Origin of the sequence: Methanohalophilus halophilus (assembly GCF_001889405.1) — an archaeon.
Lineage (GTDB): Archaea > Halobacteriota > Methanosarcinia > Methanosarcinales > Methanosarcinaceae > Methanohalophilus > Methanohalophilus halophilus.
Genome location: NZ_CP017921.1, coordinates 580,780 through 595,896, shown reverse-complemented (window position 1 = coordinate 595,896; position 15,117 = coordinate 580,780). Strand labels below are relative to the sequence as shown.

Genomic DNA, 15,117 nt, shown 5'->3' with positions numbered 1-15,117 from the left:
TATACATGGTCTCAAAATTATTTGATAAACAATATTTACAAAAAGAATTTGAAAAACTCAATGAGGTATTGGACGAACATATAACCCTCTATCTTATTGGTGGTGGCTCAATGAGTTTTCAAAAATATAAAGCTGCTACCAAAGATATTGATGTCGTGGTAAGGTCTAACCATGAATTGGGTCTTATTGTAACAGCACTGCAGTCGCTAAATTATTTCATTCCTGTAGTTCGTGGTCCATACAAACAAATGGAAGCAAATTCGATACTCGAAAATACTGATGGGTTTCGATGGGATATCTTTGTTAATGTTATTTGTGGAGGACTTCGGCTGTCAGATGGCATGATAGAGCGTTCTATTCAACTCTTGAAAATGGAACATGTTTCTGTTTATATGATATGCCCGGAGGATATTTTTGTTTTTAAGTCGATAACAACAAGAGAAAGAGACCAGGAAGATATGTATTCGTTATTTAGCAAAGTTCTGGACTTTGATATAATAGAAAAAGAATTTTTCTGGCAAAACGAGCATAAACAAAATGATTATGCCTGGATGGCATTCTTTTTTGATGGAGTGGAAGACTTCTTTGATAAATATCATATAACTCATCCGATCGTTGCAAGACTGCATGACATTGCGGAAGAAGATATGCTTATCGGTTTTATCAAAGAAAGGTTGAGTATGAGCCCCAGGCAAATATCTGAAATTAGTGATGGGCTTGATCAAAATGATGTAGAGGTCATACTTGATAAACTTATTAAACAAGGGGTTGTGCTTAAGGATAAGCAGGGAATATTTTCATTGAAACCAGATGAAGGCCATGATCAAAATACAAGATATAGGTGAAGATATTTCACTATCTGTTTTTTGAAACTGACATACTTCCAAGACTAAAGTTTATAGACTTTCTCTGCTCCATGGTACTATCACTCGTATGTTGATTATGCGTGTGCATGCAAATATTTCTTTTATCTGGGAATATGGGATTATCACTGATAGGTTTATATAGGTATCACTATATAGTGATAGTTACAGATGAGTGCAGAAACTACTGATTGGAACAACGTGCAAAACCATATCCGCAAAGACCTGGATATTTCACCACAATCCCTCCATACCGACATCACTACTTTAAGCGAAAATATTGCAATGGATCTTCCTATCTATCCTGATCTAATAGTAGAAGAAAATAACACTATCTATTTTATTGGGGTTAAATCGAAAGCCACTGTAGACGTTATTGCAAGATTAAATCTTCTTCGGGATTTCTGTTTAAAAAGCAAATTCCCAAAAGAAATACAATTGGTTATTGCCGCCAAATCCTTTCCTGAACGAGAAAAACGGCTTATGGACCAATTGGACATCACCATGGTAAAACTTCCCTGGTCTATTAAACTCGCCACTGAAAAACAGTCCAAACCCAGCAACCATCGAATTACTTCGGCCAAATCATGGAAAATAGTATCCCGCCTTTTGAAAGAAAAGAAAACTTCAATCCGGCAGTTGGCAATTGGTGAAGATATATCGTACGGCTGGGCGCACAAAACAATCCAGGCACTTATTCAGCAGAATATTGTGAAAAAGGAAAACAACCGTGTAAGTATTTCTAATGTCGATAAACTGCTAAATGGTATTGCTTGGGAACGTCCTCTAACCAACCTTAAAAGTTGCGAAATCCAGATTCCCTTCAGTGAATCTATGCATGCAGCAAGGGAAATTACCCGGGCATTTTCAATGCAGCACAACATACCAGTCGGCTTTACTTCATACACGGCAGCTGCTTTGTATGCCGGTTACAGCGTACGTAATGATGCAGTTTACTTATACCTGAATGATGAGTATATAGATTATTTTAGAGAATTATTCGAATCCTCTCCGGCAAATAGTATAAAGGCGATAATCTATAGGCCTGACAGAGAAGTTTTCCAGAACACTCTGGAAATAGAGGGTGTTCGTATCGTATCTACTTCCCAGGCACTTCTGGATCTGGCAGGAATGGGATATTCTGCGATGGATATTACAAAAGCAATGGTTGCAAAATATGACCTCTTATGAGAAAATGTACCAGTGAAAGTTAGAGGAATCTGCAGAGCCCTTATCGGAGTATCTTTTCTCCCCATCCTTCTTAAAATAATAGTTACCCCGGAAGATTGTAGAAAGCAAATTCGCCATTCTACAACTCCCGGACTTTTGCTTTTTGTGGCAGTTCTAATCAATTTCTCAAAAATTTTATTGAACAATATATGTAACCTGCACTGACATCGATATCTTAGACTCTCCTGGCTCAATAGGTGTTGCCGGTTTTTCAGTAGCAGCATCCATTGCCACACTTTCCTCATAATATGTTCTTGGCTGTGTACCATCGGATATCGATGATGACTTAACACCTATGATCTCCACGCCCAGATTCTCAGCCAGGATTTCAGCTTTTGACGATGCGTCGGCCACAGCTTCAGTGATCAGGTCTTCATGTACTTCTTTCTGTTTTTCATCAGACACACTAAAAGAAATTCCTCCGATCTGATTTGCTCCTGCAGATGCAGACCTGTCAATAATCTCTCCGAGGATATCGAGGTTTGTAGTGGTAATCTGCACACTATTGGAAGCCGAATACCCTTCAATCGTTCGTGTGCTTTCTGCATAGTTGTACTCAGGTCTCACAGAAACACGTGATGTACGGATATCTTTCTCTTCCAGACCGAGACCTTTAAGTTCCTCGATAACCGCATTCATGATAGCTGCATTCTCCTGACTCGCTTCTTCTGCGGTGGTAGCCATAATCTCTGCACCAATGTTCAGGGTTGCAGTATCGGGCACAACCATCATTTCTGCATTTCCATTCATCTGCAGAGTATTTTCTGAATCTGTGTCTGATCCGCCGACCGATCCCGCATACAACGTGGCTGCCATTAGCACCAGGACTATTGTAAGTGCAATGGTGATGTAGTATAATTTATCTTTATTATTTTCCGGGGACATTTCATCCTCTCCTTTGTTCCATACAATAGATGTACCGGCAGGTATTAAAAAATTGTCTAAGGTTCGAGTTCGTTCGAAGTTACGTCAAAATAGACAGGCAGGGAAAAACCTGCTATGCTAAGGTATTCCAAATCCAGTTTCTCTGTGAAAAAGGCATTCTGCGACATCTGCTGACATATCCACCTGAACGTTAGTTGTGGAAATCTGTCAGGTTGTAAACATTCTAAACTTGCAAAAAGAATATAAATTTATAAAGGTAGCGTAAAAACCCTATGTCTTTCGCATCTCATCAAATCAGAGATTTAATGGAAGTTTCATTTCTTTGAAATGAAACGTTGGATATGTAAGCGTCACTTTTACCCTGATTATGGATGTATTGGGTAACTTTTTTGCTTATATTACCAATGGTTCCACCTTTCATATTCTACACACCGTGCATCTGGTACAAAATATATATAATGTTAAGTCCAATTGTTAATTGCATGCTGAAAGCCTACCGATACCGGATGTATCCTAACAAAAACCAAATTGAAATGTTCCATAAACATTTTGGTGCATGTAGATTCATCTATAACTGGGCTTTGGAAAACAAAATCAAATCCTATGAACAGGATGGAAAATCAATCTCAAGGTTTGACCTGAATAAAGGAATTACAATTTTGAAAAGAGACGGAGAGCACGAATGGCTCAAAGACGTTAATTCTCAGTCATTGCAGGGTGCTACTCTCAATCTCGATAATGCCTTTACACGATTTTTCAGAGAGAAAAGGGGTTTTCCCAAGTTTAAATCAAAGAAAAATCCAGTACAGGCGTACAGTGTTCCTCAGAATTACAAGGTTGATTTTGAGAATAATAAGATATACCTTCCGAAAATAGGTAACGTCAAGACTATTTTACACCGCCACTACGGAGATGGAGACCTAAAAACCGCTACAGTATCACGCACACCTACCGGAAAATACTACATTAGTATTCTTGTAGATAGTGGTCTGGAAACCCCGAAAAAATCGGAATTTTCGGAAAACAATACGGTGGGTATAGATGTAGGTATCAAGGATTTTGTAATAATATCAGATGGTACCAAAATCGCAAATCCATCGAATTTGAAAAAGTCAATCAAGAGACTGAAAGTCTTGCACAAACGTCTTTCACGAAAGCAAAAAGGTTCGAAAAACAGGGAAAAGGTTAAGATAGCAATCGCAAAACTTCATGAAAATATAAGCAATCAGAGACATGATTTTCAGCATAAATTAAGTTCCAGATTGATAAGCGAGAACCAAGCAATTGCACTGGAAACATTAAATGTTAACGGCATGTTGAAAAATCATTGTCTTGCTCAATCCATCTCTGATGCTTCATGGAGCTCTTTCGTGTCAAAGTTGGAGTATAAAGCACAGTGGTATGGCAAAACTATTTTGAGAATTGGGCAGTTTGAGCCATCGACTAAAATTTGTAATGTGTGTGGATATTACAATAAAGACCTGACACTTGCAGATAGGCAATGGCAATGTCCTGATTGTGGTGCATCTCATGACAGAGATGTCAATGCTGCAATCAACATTAAGAAGTTTGCCTTAAATAAACAGAATTTGATAGGCATTTGAAGCACCGTAGGAACTACGGGAAGAGCCTGTGGACTTGTGAACATAAGTTCAAAGAATGAAGCAGGAAGCACCATGCGTAAGCGTGGTGTAGTTCACCCTTTCAGTAGGTGTAATTTTTTGGGAGATTCTGGAATTCATAACCGATGAATTGGCATTGATGCTTGGAATAGACGCTTTTCTTGTGCAGCATGGTATTCATGATACAATGGATGACATGCTATTCAATTTGATAGGATCGATTGTAGTAGCTTTCTGGGGCACCGTCTATCTAAATACCCTCTCCTATAAAATCGCAGAATTGTTTGAGGAAAGATTTGGTATTAACAAACAATAATTTTTTTATTAGCACACCTTCCTCGATTACTGACATACTCCCACGACTAAAGTCCGTGGGGTTCTGTGGTTGACTGCTTTCAAGCCATTGCCACTTTAGGGGCATCAGTACTCCCTTCCAGTACATCACTTTCTGCACTGGATTGACTCATGCATGGAGATAACGCAATATTGAAAGCTGCATTAACATCCGCATGATCAATGTGTCCACATGCAGGACACTCAAATACTTTGCCATTCCTGTCTCCAATATGTCCACACCTGCTGCATTTCTGAGAAGTATATGCCGGATCGATATAGGAAACCGGTACTCCAAGCAGCCTGGCCTTGTATTCTATCATTGTTTGCAATTGATAGAAGGACCAACTGTTCAAGGAGTACATGAATGATTTCGCATGTTTGCGGTTTTTCCTTATGCCTTTAAGTTTTTCAAGTTTAATTCCGCTATTATTTGATTTGGCAGTATCAACAATTTTCCTGCTCATCTTGTGATTTAAATCACGAACTATTCTGCTTTCCCGATTTTTAATCTGTTTGACCTTTCTGTATTTACCCTGTTTCTGCAATCGCTTCCTGATATTTTTATATTTATTATGAGTGTGCTGTGCATGTTTTCCAAGTTTCAGTACCTTCCCACTATCAGGTTCACCAGCAACAACTACATGTCCTGTGGTATTCCTGTCCACACCCAGCCAGTGTTCAGGTTCATATTCAGTATTTTCAGGAATTGTTACAGAAACAAAAGCATATTCTTGATTGATTTCTATCTGATTGATTTTCTCAAAGTTACCGGGAAACTGATATTTGAGATTCAACTTCAAAGAAGAAATATAGATGATGTTATCTTCCTTAATCTGTATGCCCTGATTTGGAATAATCAGATTTACTCGACTGACTTTCTTTATTCTTTTATTCCGTCCATATTTCCTGATAATCTGATTGGATATGACAGATTTCAGCCCAAAATGCTTTACATCCCTGGAAGTTAATTTTGCAGAAGACGGTTTGTGAGCTACTACATATTCGGCTATTCTCCTTGCTTTCAAGAGTTGTCCGGAAAAGTCCCGATTATGCTTGATTTTGTAGGTCAATATCATACATTCTTCTGCTGCTCGATATATTTTTCAACGGATTTTTGCGAAATATGTCCAACCGATTCACAATAATAACTTCTTGTCCAGAGTGTAGGCAACCTCGATTTGAGTTCAGGAAACTCTTGTCTGAGAATCCTTGAACTATAGCCTTTTAATTGCTGAACTATCCAGTGTGGACTTGCTGTAGGCGGGGATTTCACAAACAAATGCACATGATCTGGAAGGACCTCCATCTTTTCTATTGTTATCCCGATTTCATAGGCTTTTTCTAACAACAGTTCCCTTAGTCTGTTTTGGATATGTTCTTCGAGAACTTTTCTGCGATATTTGGGACACCATATCAAGTGATACCCTATATTGTACACAGTTGTCCTACTACAGGTCCATCTCTTTGTTGCCACAGTTTAGTATATGCTCGACAAATATATAATGCTTTTCCCACATATAGATGCAGTGCATAACAGGAAGCGGGACACGATTCATCCCATGAGTGAACTCATGGGCTTTCTCTGCCCCTGCACCCCGTCACTCGTAAAAAATAGAAAAGAGATCTTAAATCAAAATTTGTAATTAAGATCTCATTCAGTTGATTCCGGTTCAGTGGTTTTACGATCATCAATATTTTTGGGATCCCGTACATCCCGGCCGGTTTTTCCCATGTACAGGAAAGTCCACCATAACGTGAATACTGCAGGTATTACGACAACACTCAGCACAGTGCTTATGATACTCCATATAATTGAAAGATACTCAAACGAGGCAAATAATGAACTAAGAGAATTGAGTGCAACAACCACCACAATAGTAAGTAACCACAATATCACAACAGCGGCCTTGTTATTAAGAAAGAACCTGTACCCGGTCTTTAGAGCCTGAATCGGTCCGAGATTGTCAACAACAAGTGCGTAGTAGGATACTGCTAATATGATGCTTACTGCGATACCATAAATAATCCAGAGCAAAAATCCAGCACCGAGTACTAACAGATTTTGCATTATCGCATCAGGGTTGGTAAGGTCGCCTACCTGCAAAATACCGGGTAGGACAAATACAACGCCTGCCAGTATTATCAGGTAAAACAATATCTGCAACAGGAAGTAATTGAAAAAATGTGCTTTCCCGGAATCGATCATCTCTTCATAACTGGTCCTGCCAGTTAGTGCTACATCTTTTGCCATGCCGATTGCACCGGCTGTAAAGAACACCTCTATTAAAGAGCTGATTATCAGCAATATTGCAAATCCCCCACCTAAGTACATAATATGTGGAGTGATTGCTTCAATAATATCGCCCATGACAGGGTCGGCCATCAGTGGCGCTACAGATGGTACTACTGCTGCTACAAACAGAAGCATGTAAGCTATCCAGATAATACCTATTATGATAACCGACAGAATGAAAGGAACTGATATCTTCAAATTCTTAGTCCAGGCAGTAAAGCCCCGGTTTAGTACTTCTTCTATGGTTATTGGCATTTGATCCCCTCTTTGTAATCAAACATATAGAGTTGTGCATTTATACATATCTTTTGGATGCTGATGGGATTCATCTCTTTGAAACAGGAGAATCCTTCCGTAAAGGAGGAGTATTTGACATAAATCGGCTCATAAATGAAAACAGCCACACTTATATAACATAACTAATATTTTTGTATCATCATTAGGTGAACGGGATCGGGCTAAAACATCATTGTACCCCCAATACATCACAATCCCCTCTATTTTATCCGGTCCCTCCATCCGCTCATACCACCCTTCCTCCAATCTCATAACCTATCAAGTTAATATTAGGTGTATATTAATCATTTTTTGTGATATAAATCCTTGCAATTATTTGCTGGCTACCACACAATACAGATGCTGCCTGTCCGACAGTACATATCTAAACAAATTTAGTTAGCATAAGGCCATTTTTTTGGTATACTCAGGCATTAGTTCCTTTGCGGATGTCAATGTTGAAAATTGCTTATCGACCCAATCCATGGATTGAGCTAAAACCTTTGGGCTAATGTTTTTACTTTCTTCAAAAACACCAATAGAATTAAATGTGTATCCCCATTCTTTGAAGGCCAAACATGTTATGATAGCGTCTTTGCACCTGTAATCGCCTGTAAGTGCGAAAATCAACAGTGGCCGGTCTAAATCGACATAACAATCGACAACATAGTTGCCGTCTGGGTCATGCTTTGGCTCACTATAACTAAAAGTACATTTATCTCCAAAGGTCTGTTTCATATATTCCTTAAAATCTTCCTTAAATAAAGAGGATATGTGCTGTTTTCTGATGAACGATAAATCTGTTATTTTTGTAAGTGCCTGTATGAAACTAAAAAGAGAATCCCCATATTGTTCATTTTCAATTCTAATAATCAGTTCGCCATTTCGGTCTTCTATATTATGCGTTTCCAATATATTATTGAAAAATGAACGTCTTTTTCCTTTTGTAGAGGGGATATCGAGATCATAATATGATAAATGCATTAAAGTATGACCTTCATCTGTAAAGTGCCAACCGCCTTCATCTTTCTTTAGCACTATTACAAAAGAATCACCATCATCAAATCCAAACGGAGTATCTACTACGTATCGTTCTTTTCCTTCCTGGAAAATCTCTAACTCCTGGCACACGGATTCCCGTAGAGTCTTTATCAGATCCGTTTCCATGTTTAACACTCCGTTTCAATAATCATATATTGTTTTTCCTTCTATTTTTATGTTGCAATCATCCAACATGACGCTTAGTGCATCGTGCCAATTAGAATAGGTGAATGCTTCTTCCGCATATCCATCAATATTATATCCACTCTTTTGATAGCGTTCTGTTGCTTTGTGTATATGGTACCCACGAATTTTTTCCTTTTCAATTTTATTCTTGTGAGTATGGTTTTTACCGTTGTATCGTCTCAAAATATACCAAAATTTGCTTTGTGGTTCTTGATACATCAAAATAACTGAGAAGTCAAATGGGTTGTTATCATTAACACGGATGCGGATTTGGAATCTATTTCCATTAGAGGAAGTTAATGGTAGATCGTATTCCTTGTACTGCCTACCTTTTTTCAATATTGGTCGAATATCTTTTACGGACAACGCCGAAACTGGTTTTGTTTCACCAATCAGAGATTGTATTTCATCATCATTTAACATTATCCCGCATCCTTAAGTGATGGTCTCCTGACTTGTATCAAATTCTTTCAAGCCCCTTCCGTTAGGGTGCAGTTGATTTGCAGCCAAATTAAGGACTATGGGTAAATTTGTTCACATGTTATTTATATTAAGTGAACAAAAATGGACATGATATATGTCCCTGTGCAGTTATGGAGGCCCTCACCTGCTATAAGCAATCCTGTCAAGTTGCCGGGAAACCTCGGGCTTATAGTAAACCTCTCCGCAGGTCTCACAAACGTAGGCAGGCACTCTCAAAGAAACACTTTCCCCATCCGCTTTTTTGACTTCCACTTCGGTGTTTTTCTCAACCAGTTTCCCCTGACAGAAACTGCAATTGTCCGGTAACATGTTGATCCGTATATTCTGAATTGTCCAAATAGTCTTTGTCTGGAAGGTATTTTTGGTAAACCCACATCGTCAGTTTCTAAGGCTTGATTTCATACATTATTGTCTGGACAATAAATGTTGTGACAATAATAAGTGAATTCATTAATAGACATGCAGACCTAATTTGGTCCAATACAAATATTTCTGGAAGTTTGTCGTTTATATACGATAAAAAACCGCATATTTGTCGAACACAGTCGATAAAATTATAATATATGCAGGCAAATTAATCTATAATGGATACACGGGTCAAACTCAAAAAGGCAATTGTCGAATGGCAGGAAAGGGAGTTGCCGCCGTTTCAGCAGAGGGCATGCAAAACTAACATAGATGCACCCCATATCAATGATATTATAGGCGTGCGCCGCTGCGGCAAGACCTATTATATGTATCAACTGATTTCCGAATTGCTTGGACGAGGGGTACCCAAAACCAGTATTCTCTACTTCAATCTTGATGATGACAGGCTCCAGCCTCTTAAGGGAGACGAGTTGGCATTATTGATAGACACTTTCAGGGAACTTTTCCCGGCTTCTGAGGAAGACGTATTATATCTATTTCTTGATGAGATCCAGAACTTTCCGGGATGGGAAAGATGGATGAAAGGAGTTTATGATAGGCGGAAAAACGTCAAACTCATAATAAGCGGCTCCAATGCATCCCTGCTTGCAAAGGATGTCTCTTCACGCCTGACAGGCAGACATCTGACTACCCGGATGTTTCCTTTCAGTTTCGCCGAATTTCTTCGCAGCCAGAAAGTAGATTTTGATATCGAGACATTGCCGTTCTCAAAAAAGAATGTTGAAATGAAAACTAAATTCAATGAGTATTTAAGGAAAGGAGGTTTTCCGGAAGTTATATTCTATCCCTCAATTGACCATAAAGAATTGTTGCAGTCCTATTTTGACGACATCATCTACCGGGATATCATTAGCAGACACAGGATACGCAATACCCGCATATTCAATGAACTTGCACTTTTTTGCATATCAAATATCGCCAAACCCCATACCTACAACTCGCTGCGCAAATTGTTTGCCAGTTATACATCCCTGAGTACCGATGCCCTGATCACCTATGTCTCTTATCTTGAAGACGCTTTCCTGTTGTTTACTATCAATCATTATGACGCATCCCTCAAAAAGCAGATAAACAAGCCTAAAAAACTATACTGCATAGATACTGGCTTGTTGAATGCAGTTTCATTCCGATTCTCAGATGATCTTGGCAGGCTGTATGAAAATATAGTTTTCATTCAACTTCTAAGAAGTGGCGAAGACATCTATTATTGGCAAGACCAAAAAGGATTGGAAGTAGATTTTGTTACAAAACAGGGTTTGCACCCCACAAGTTTGATCCAGGTAAGTGTCGACATCTCAGATCCTGATACAAAGCAGAGGGAAATTCAGGGATTACTTTCGGCAATGGACCATTTTGGTTTTCAGGAAGGAACTATAATAACGGCTGATCTTTTTGATAGTGAAGATGTAAACGGCAAAATAATCAATTATGTACCTCTGTGGTACTGGTTACTTGAAACGGATTCTGCAAACATTTGATGTTCACTGCCAATTCCTATTTCCCCTGTACCATCGCACAACACCCACCATGCAGATCATGATCCCGAAAATTTCCGATACAAAAACCATCGATATGGCCGGATCATAGCAGTTGTCGAACACGTGCATCAGGTAATCCAGAAAACCGCCTGCAATCTCATCGGCCGGGAAACTCCATCCCATAAACGGCCAGAACAAAACCTCGGGAGTCTGCCACATCGAGTCTTCCAATAAATGCAAAACTGCTGCACCGGGCAATACCAATAAAAAATCTGCTCGCCACTTCTGCCATATTAAAACAATAATGAGGCAAACCAGTATCCAGAATATTAAGGTATGGGCAAAAACCCTGCCGCTTGCCAGGGAATCCGCCAGCAAAAACCGGCCCAGCGGTTTATCGATCAGGTCTGGCAGCAGCGCTCCGACCGCCACAAATCCATAATTGACTTTGCCCTGCAACCTGGGCAGCCATTGCTCTGCCAGATAGAAGGCAAGTATAGTTAATCCCAGGTGGCCAAACACAAACATTGGTTGTGGAATAATCGATTGATGTGTTCAAGGTTTCGGTTATTTGTCAAATTTGGAGCAGGAAAATATCCTGCTCAATTTTAACGATTGCTTTTTTGTCTGGTTAGCAGTGCTGCACCTGCAATGATTGCTACCGCAAAGAGAGCAGTAAATCCAGGTGTCTTAGCACTTTCCTCTTCAGAGGCAGGTTCATCTGCTACCTCTTCAACTTCACGTTCTTCCGGAATCACTTCTTCGATCGCTTCTCTTTCATCTCCAATAATGCTGAATAAAGAGAATCCGGGTGTATCAGCAACAAAATGCAGGAACTTATCATCCTCTCCAACCTTGTTGCTTGGAAGGTCCTGCCATTGTCCGTCATGGAATCTGGCCATATGTATTGTTGCAGGATCGATATCATTTTCCTTTATCCAATTCCAACTAACTTTAAAATCAATTAGGATGTTATCAGCATTATCTTCGTTGATAGTACCCTCGCTACCTACGCTCATGCTCAGGACCCGGTAGGATTTGCCTGAAGGCTCATCGACATCATCGGGTTTCTCTTTCAGTACCTGTACCTTTGCGACCACATTGCCCTCGTTATCCTTTGCATCAAAACTGATGCCCATTACAGGCCCCTCACTGTCTGAGAAATCATACTTTACATTTGAGCCGCCAGTTACTGACTTTATATTAGAATTAGTTATATCAACTGCTTCTGGGGGTATACTTGGGCCCACAGATGTGCGGCCATTGGAATCTTGTTCTGTGGTTTCAGCAAATGTATCAGATGTCGATGAAGATTTTGTAATTTCTTCCCATTGCAGTACTAATGGTCGAGTATCAATATTTCCTGAATCAATGGTATAGTTTAAAGTGTCCCCTATTCCATCTCCATCGGTATCATTTCCGTCATAATCTCCATAGTAATTACCCAGTTTGCTGGTGTACTCTTTACCTTCATAACTATATGTTATATTATCGGGAGAAGTCCAGTAATTGGGTGGTCCCATTGATTGGATATTGCGCTGGGTATTATTTGCAATTGTGTTCTGATAAAAAATATTAGATGCACTTTTTATCAGATTAATTCCAATACTATTAGTTACGATTGTATTACTTTCTAATGTAGACCCAAAACTACTATAAATTTTGATTCCACTGTCAGTATTGTTCTCTATCGTGTTATGACTGACCTCATTATCACTACCAGATAGTATTACACCATTTAAAGTATTGTCTTCTATAGTATTATTGTGTAATACTCCCCGATTATCATTGAAATAAATTCCATTACTGTTGTTTTGTACTGTATTATGTTTCAACTCATTGAAACTGTTAGGATAACTATAACGATTAGGACAGATACCATATTCTCTATTATGTCGTACAGTATTCATTTTCATAACATTATTACTGCCTGAATATGAGATCCCATTAGCTTTATTGTATTGTATAATATTATTTACTAAGATATTACTATCGCCTCTGAAATAAACAGCATTCTCGGTATTGTTTTGTATGATGCTGTTATTCAGGGTATTATTCAAACCGTCGATATCTATTCCATATCTACCATTATCCCTGATAGTACTATCATTGATGATATTACTCCTACCTGAAAGTGCAATGCCATCTGCAGCATTGTTTTGTACTACAACGTTATTCAAGATATTATTCAAACCTCTGGTGTCGATTCCAAATCTACCATTATCCCTGATAGTACTATCTATGACAGTATTATTGTCACCCAATATTTCAATCCCACTACTGCCATGCTCCACGATTGTAACGTTTTTTAAGATATTATCCTGGCCCCGGAGATGAATACCCTCATAAGAATTGTCCCTGATGGTACAATTATAAAATCTTGTATCGTTTGTCTGGTGCAGATATACTCCAGTATCTGTATTCTCTATTTTCATATCTTTAAAAGTGATATTGTTGCATTTTAACAGTATTACCTGTCCTGCCTTATCAACAAATTCACCAGTTACATTTTTCAGATATACAAGGGGTTTATTATTGACAGTATTATCTGCTATAATATTGTCAAAAGATTCTAAAAACAAGCCATCTTCAGTAAATTCATTATTCTTCAAAAGATTATTCGAACCAAAAAATCGTATGCCATAGTCAGTATTATTTCGTATGGCATTATTCTTGATAGAATTATTCGAGCAATCTTCTCCAACAATGATTCCATACTGAGTATTATTGTGTATATTATTATTTATTAGTGTATTATTAGTACTGCCCACAGTGGCTTGATAATATTTACCAATTGAGATTCCACTGTAGGTATTATTATGCATATTGTTATTTATTAGCGTATTATTGCTTCCCACATGAGCATCAGAAGATGTATGAATATTGGTACCATGGCCTTTATTGCTGTATATATCGTTTTTATTTAACGTATTATTAGTACTCGCAATGTAGACACCATCATCTTCATTATAACATACTGTATTGTTTTCCAGTAAGTTATTCCTGCTTAATATCCAAATTCCAAAAAAGCTGTTGTATTGAACTGTATTGTTTGCTATAAAGTTATTATTGCAGGAACCTGTGATGGCGATTCCATGCCAACTATTGTATTGAACTGCATTGTTTATTATTGAATTATTGCTGCTGGTGGAAAGAGCAATCCCCTGTCCATTATATTGTACTGTATTATTTTTGATTGTATTATTAATGCCTCGAAGATATATTCCATTGCTGTCTGCTCCAGTTATCCTGAAACCTTCCAATGTAGCATTGTCGGATGAGATTTGGATTGTATAAAATGAATTTAGGCCATCTATTGTTGGTCTGTTTCCATGGATTTTTAATTCCAAATCATCTATATCGATATTTAAAGTTCCATCATAGGCCCCTTCACCCACGATTATTGTGTTTTCATTCGTGGTAGAATTATCGATGGCCCTTTGTACGGCTATTGTTTTGAGGCCGCCATCTATTTCTTTATACCAACTGCTGGTGGTATTGTTATAATAAAAAACTCCAGATGAATTTCCCATCCAGAGTCCTTTAATTGTTCCTGTATCGTTGATAAGCAATATTTCCTGGGGATTGGGTGTATAGTCATCGGGATACGAATCAATTTCGTAATTTGGGAGTGCATATGTAATTCCAGAAAGTAGTGTTATAATTGTGAATAGCAAAATAAACATAATTGAAAGTTTCAATATAGTTTGTTTTCTTGATAATTTTTCTATTTTTAACATTGGTGCCCCTTCTTCAATCATTATATATCTTTGCAAGTATACATAAATATAAATCTAATTTTTGTACAATCCTTGCCTTATAGGTTTGCATACCCATGCCAGTTTCTATATAATTGACACTATACATTTATGCTTATTAAAATCTCATACTTTGTTTTCAAACACAGAATATACTAATGTAATTATATATTAACAGAGTTAACTTCAGGTGAAGAAATAGAGGCTACAAAATGCAAAAATCAAAGATATTGAACA

14 protein-coding genes are annotated in these 15,117 nt (G+C 38.1%); 5 read left to right on the top strand and 9 right to left on the bottom strand.

Features of this window, described 5'->3' with window-relative positions; genetic code table 11:
• The first annotated feature begins 5 nt into the window (after window positions 1-5).
• Window positions 6-845, top strand: coding sequence for a DUF6036 family nucleotidyltransferase (locus tag BHR79_RS03005; RefSeq protein ID WP_072561002.1), 840 nt, complete (start codon window positions 6-8; stop codon window positions 843-845).
• 189 nt (window positions 846-1,034) lie between these two features.
• On the top strand, window positions 1,035-2,054 hold the full coding sequence (locus BHR79_RS03000) for a hypothetical protein (RefSeq protein ID WP_072561001.1): 1,020 nt from the start codon (window positions 1,035-1,037) through the stop codon (window positions 2,052-2,054).
• A gap of 174 nt (window positions 2,055-2,228) precedes the next feature.
• Here BHR79_RS03000 and BHR79_RS02995 read toward each other — a convergent pair whose 3' ends face one another.
• Window positions 2,229-2,978 (bottom strand): SIMPL domain-containing protein, encoded by a 750-nt coding sequence (locus BHR79_RS02995; protein ID WP_072561000.1) that lies wholly within the window; start codon window positions 2,976-2,978, stop codon window positions 2,229-2,231.
• Window positions 2,979-3,460: 482 nt separating this feature from the next.
• Here BHR79_RS02995 and tnpB point away from each other — a divergent pair, with 482 nt between their 5' ends.
• The gene (gene tnpB / locus BHR79_RS02990) at window positions 3,461-4,582 is read left to right on the top strand and encodes an IS200/IS605 family element RNA-guided endonuclease TnpB (protein ID WP_072562270.1); all 1,122 of its coding nucleotides are present in this window, start codon (window positions 3,461-3,463) and stop codon (window positions 4,580-4,582) included.
• 157 nt (window positions 4,583-4,739) lie between these two features.
• Complete coding sequence (locus BHR79_RS02985; RefSeq protein WP_200796355.1) at window positions 4,740-4,916, top strand: hypothetical protein; 177 nt, start codon at window positions 4,740-4,742, stop codon at window positions 4,914-4,916.
• A gap of 79 nt (window positions 4,917-4,995) precedes the next feature.
• Here BHR79_RS02985 and BHR79_RS02980 read toward each other — a convergent pair whose 3' ends face one another.
• From BHR79_RS02980 to BHR79_RS02955, 6 genes are all read right to left on the bottom strand, one after another.
• Window positions 4,996-6,012 (bottom strand): RNA-guided endonuclease InsQ/TnpB family protein, encoded by a 1,017-nt coding sequence (locus tag BHR79_RS02980; RefSeq protein ID WP_072560999.1) that lies wholly within the window; start codon window positions 6,010-6,012, stop codon window positions 4,996-4,998.
• Complete coding sequence (tnpA, locus tag BHR79_RS02975; RefSeq protein ID WP_072560997.1) at window positions 6,009-6,410, bottom strand: IS200/IS605 family transposase; 402 nt, start codon at window positions 6,408-6,410, stop codon at window positions 6,009-6,011. Before tnpA ends, BHR79_RS02980 begins: the two co-directional genes overlap by 4 nt.
• Window positions 6,411-6,587: 177 nt before the next feature.
• Window positions 6,588-7,484, bottom strand: coding sequence for a hypothetical protein (locus BHR79_RS02970; RefSeq protein ID WP_072560995.1), 897 nt, complete (start codon window positions 7,482-7,484; stop codon window positions 6,588-6,590).
• 420 nt (window positions 7,485-7,904) lie between these two features.
• On the bottom strand, window positions 7,905-8,672 hold the full coding sequence (locus BHR79_RS02965; protein ID WP_072560994.1) for a DUF1828 domain-containing protein: 768 nt from the start codon (window positions 8,670-8,672) through the stop codon (window positions 7,905-7,907).
• Window positions 8,673-8,687: 15 nt separating this feature from the next.
• On the bottom strand, window positions 8,688-9,155 hold the full coding sequence (locus BHR79_RS02960) for a DUF6978 family protein (RefSeq protein WP_072560992.1): 468 nt from the start codon (window positions 9,153-9,155) through the stop codon (window positions 8,688-8,690).
• 180 nt (window positions 9,156-9,335) lie between these two features.
• Entirely contained in the window at window positions 9,336-9,524 is a 189-nt protein-coding gene (locus BHR79_RS02955) for a YgiT-type zinc finger protein (RefSeq protein WP_072560990.1), read from the bottom strand.
• 275 nt (window positions 9,525-9,799) lie between these two features.
• Here BHR79_RS02955 and BHR79_RS02950 point away from each other — a divergent pair, with 275 nt between their 5' ends.
• Window positions 9,800-11,122 carry an ATP-binding protein gene (locus BHR79_RS02950; RefSeq protein WP_072560988.1) on the top strand — a complete coding sequence of 441 codons (1,323 nt, stop codon included), beginning with the start codon at window positions 9,800-9,802 and terminating at the stop codon, window positions 11,120-11,122.
• Window positions 11,123-11,125: 3 nt separating this feature from the next.
• Here BHR79_RS02950 and BHR79_RS02945 read toward each other — a convergent pair whose 3' ends face one another.
• Together BHR79_RS02945 and BHR79_RS02940 are read right to left on the bottom strand one after the other, a co-directional pair.
• Window positions 11,126-11,650 carry a metal-dependent hydrolase gene (locus tag BHR79_RS02945; protein ID WP_072560986.1) on the bottom strand — a complete coding sequence of 175 codons (525 nt, stop codon included), beginning with the start codon at window positions 11,648-11,650 and terminating at the stop codon, window positions 11,126-11,128.
• An 80-nt stretch (window positions 11,651-11,730) separates the two neighbouring features.
• Window positions 11,731-14,883, bottom strand: a complete 3,153-nt coding sequence (locus BHR79_RS02940; protein ID WP_072560984.1) for a right-handed parallel beta-helix repeat-containing protein — start codon at window positions 14,881-14,883, stop codon at window positions 11,731-11,733.
• Window positions 14,884-15,117 lie beyond the last annotated feature (234 nt).

Bases quoted from the DNA above. Each gene is read 5' to 3' on its own strand.
- BHR79_RS03005 (WP_072561002.1), top strand. From the start codon at position 6: ATGGTCTCAAAATTATTTGATAAACAATATTTACAAAAAGAATTTGAA.
- tnpB (WP_072562270.1), top strand. From the start codon at position 3,461: ATGCTGAAAGCCTACCGATACCGGATGTATCCTAACAAAAACCAAATT.
- BHR79_RS02980 (WP_072560999.1), bottom strand. From the start codon at position 6,012: ATGATATTGACCTACAAAATCAAGCATAATCGGGACTTTTCCGGACAA.
- BHR79_RS03000 (WP_072561001.1), top strand. From the start codon at position 1,035: ATGAGTGCAGAAACTACTGATTGGAACAACGTGCAAAACCATATCCGC.
- BHR79_RS02985 (WP_200796355.1), top strand. From the start codon at position 4,740: ATGCTTGGAATAGACGCTTTTCTTGTGCAGCATGGTATTCATGATACA.
- BHR79_RS02995 (WP_072561000.1), bottom strand. From the start codon at position 2,978: ATGTCCCCGGAAAATAATAAAGATAAATTATACTACATCACCATTGCA.
- BHR79_RS02960 (WP_072560992.1), bottom strand. From the start codon at position 9,155: ATGTTAAATGATGATGAAATACAATCTCTGATTGGTGAAACAAAACCA.
- BHR79_RS02940 (WP_072560984.1), bottom strand. From the start codon at position 14,883: ATGATTGAAGAAGGGGCACCAATGTTAAAAATAGAAAAATTATCAAGA.
- BHR79_RS02950 (WP_072560988.1), top strand. From the start codon at position 9,800: ATGGATACACGGGTCAAACTCAAAAAGGCAATTGTCGAATGGCAGGAA.
- BHR79_RS02965 (WP_072560994.1), bottom strand. From the start codon at position 8,672: ATGGAAACGGATCTGATAAAGACTCTACGGGAATCCGTGTGCCAGGAG.
- BHR79_RS02955 (WP_072560990.1), bottom strand. From the start codon at position 9,524: ATGTTACCGGACAATTGCAGTTTCTGTCAGGGGAAACTGGTTGAGAAA.
- BHR79_RS02945 (WP_072560986.1), bottom strand. From the start codon at position 11,650: ATGTTTGTGTTTGGCCACCTGGGATTAACTATACTTGCCTTCTATCTG.
- BHR79_RS02970 (WP_072560995.1), bottom strand. From the start codon at position 7,484: ATGCCAATAACCATAGAAGAAGTACTAAACCGGGGCTTTACTGCCTGG.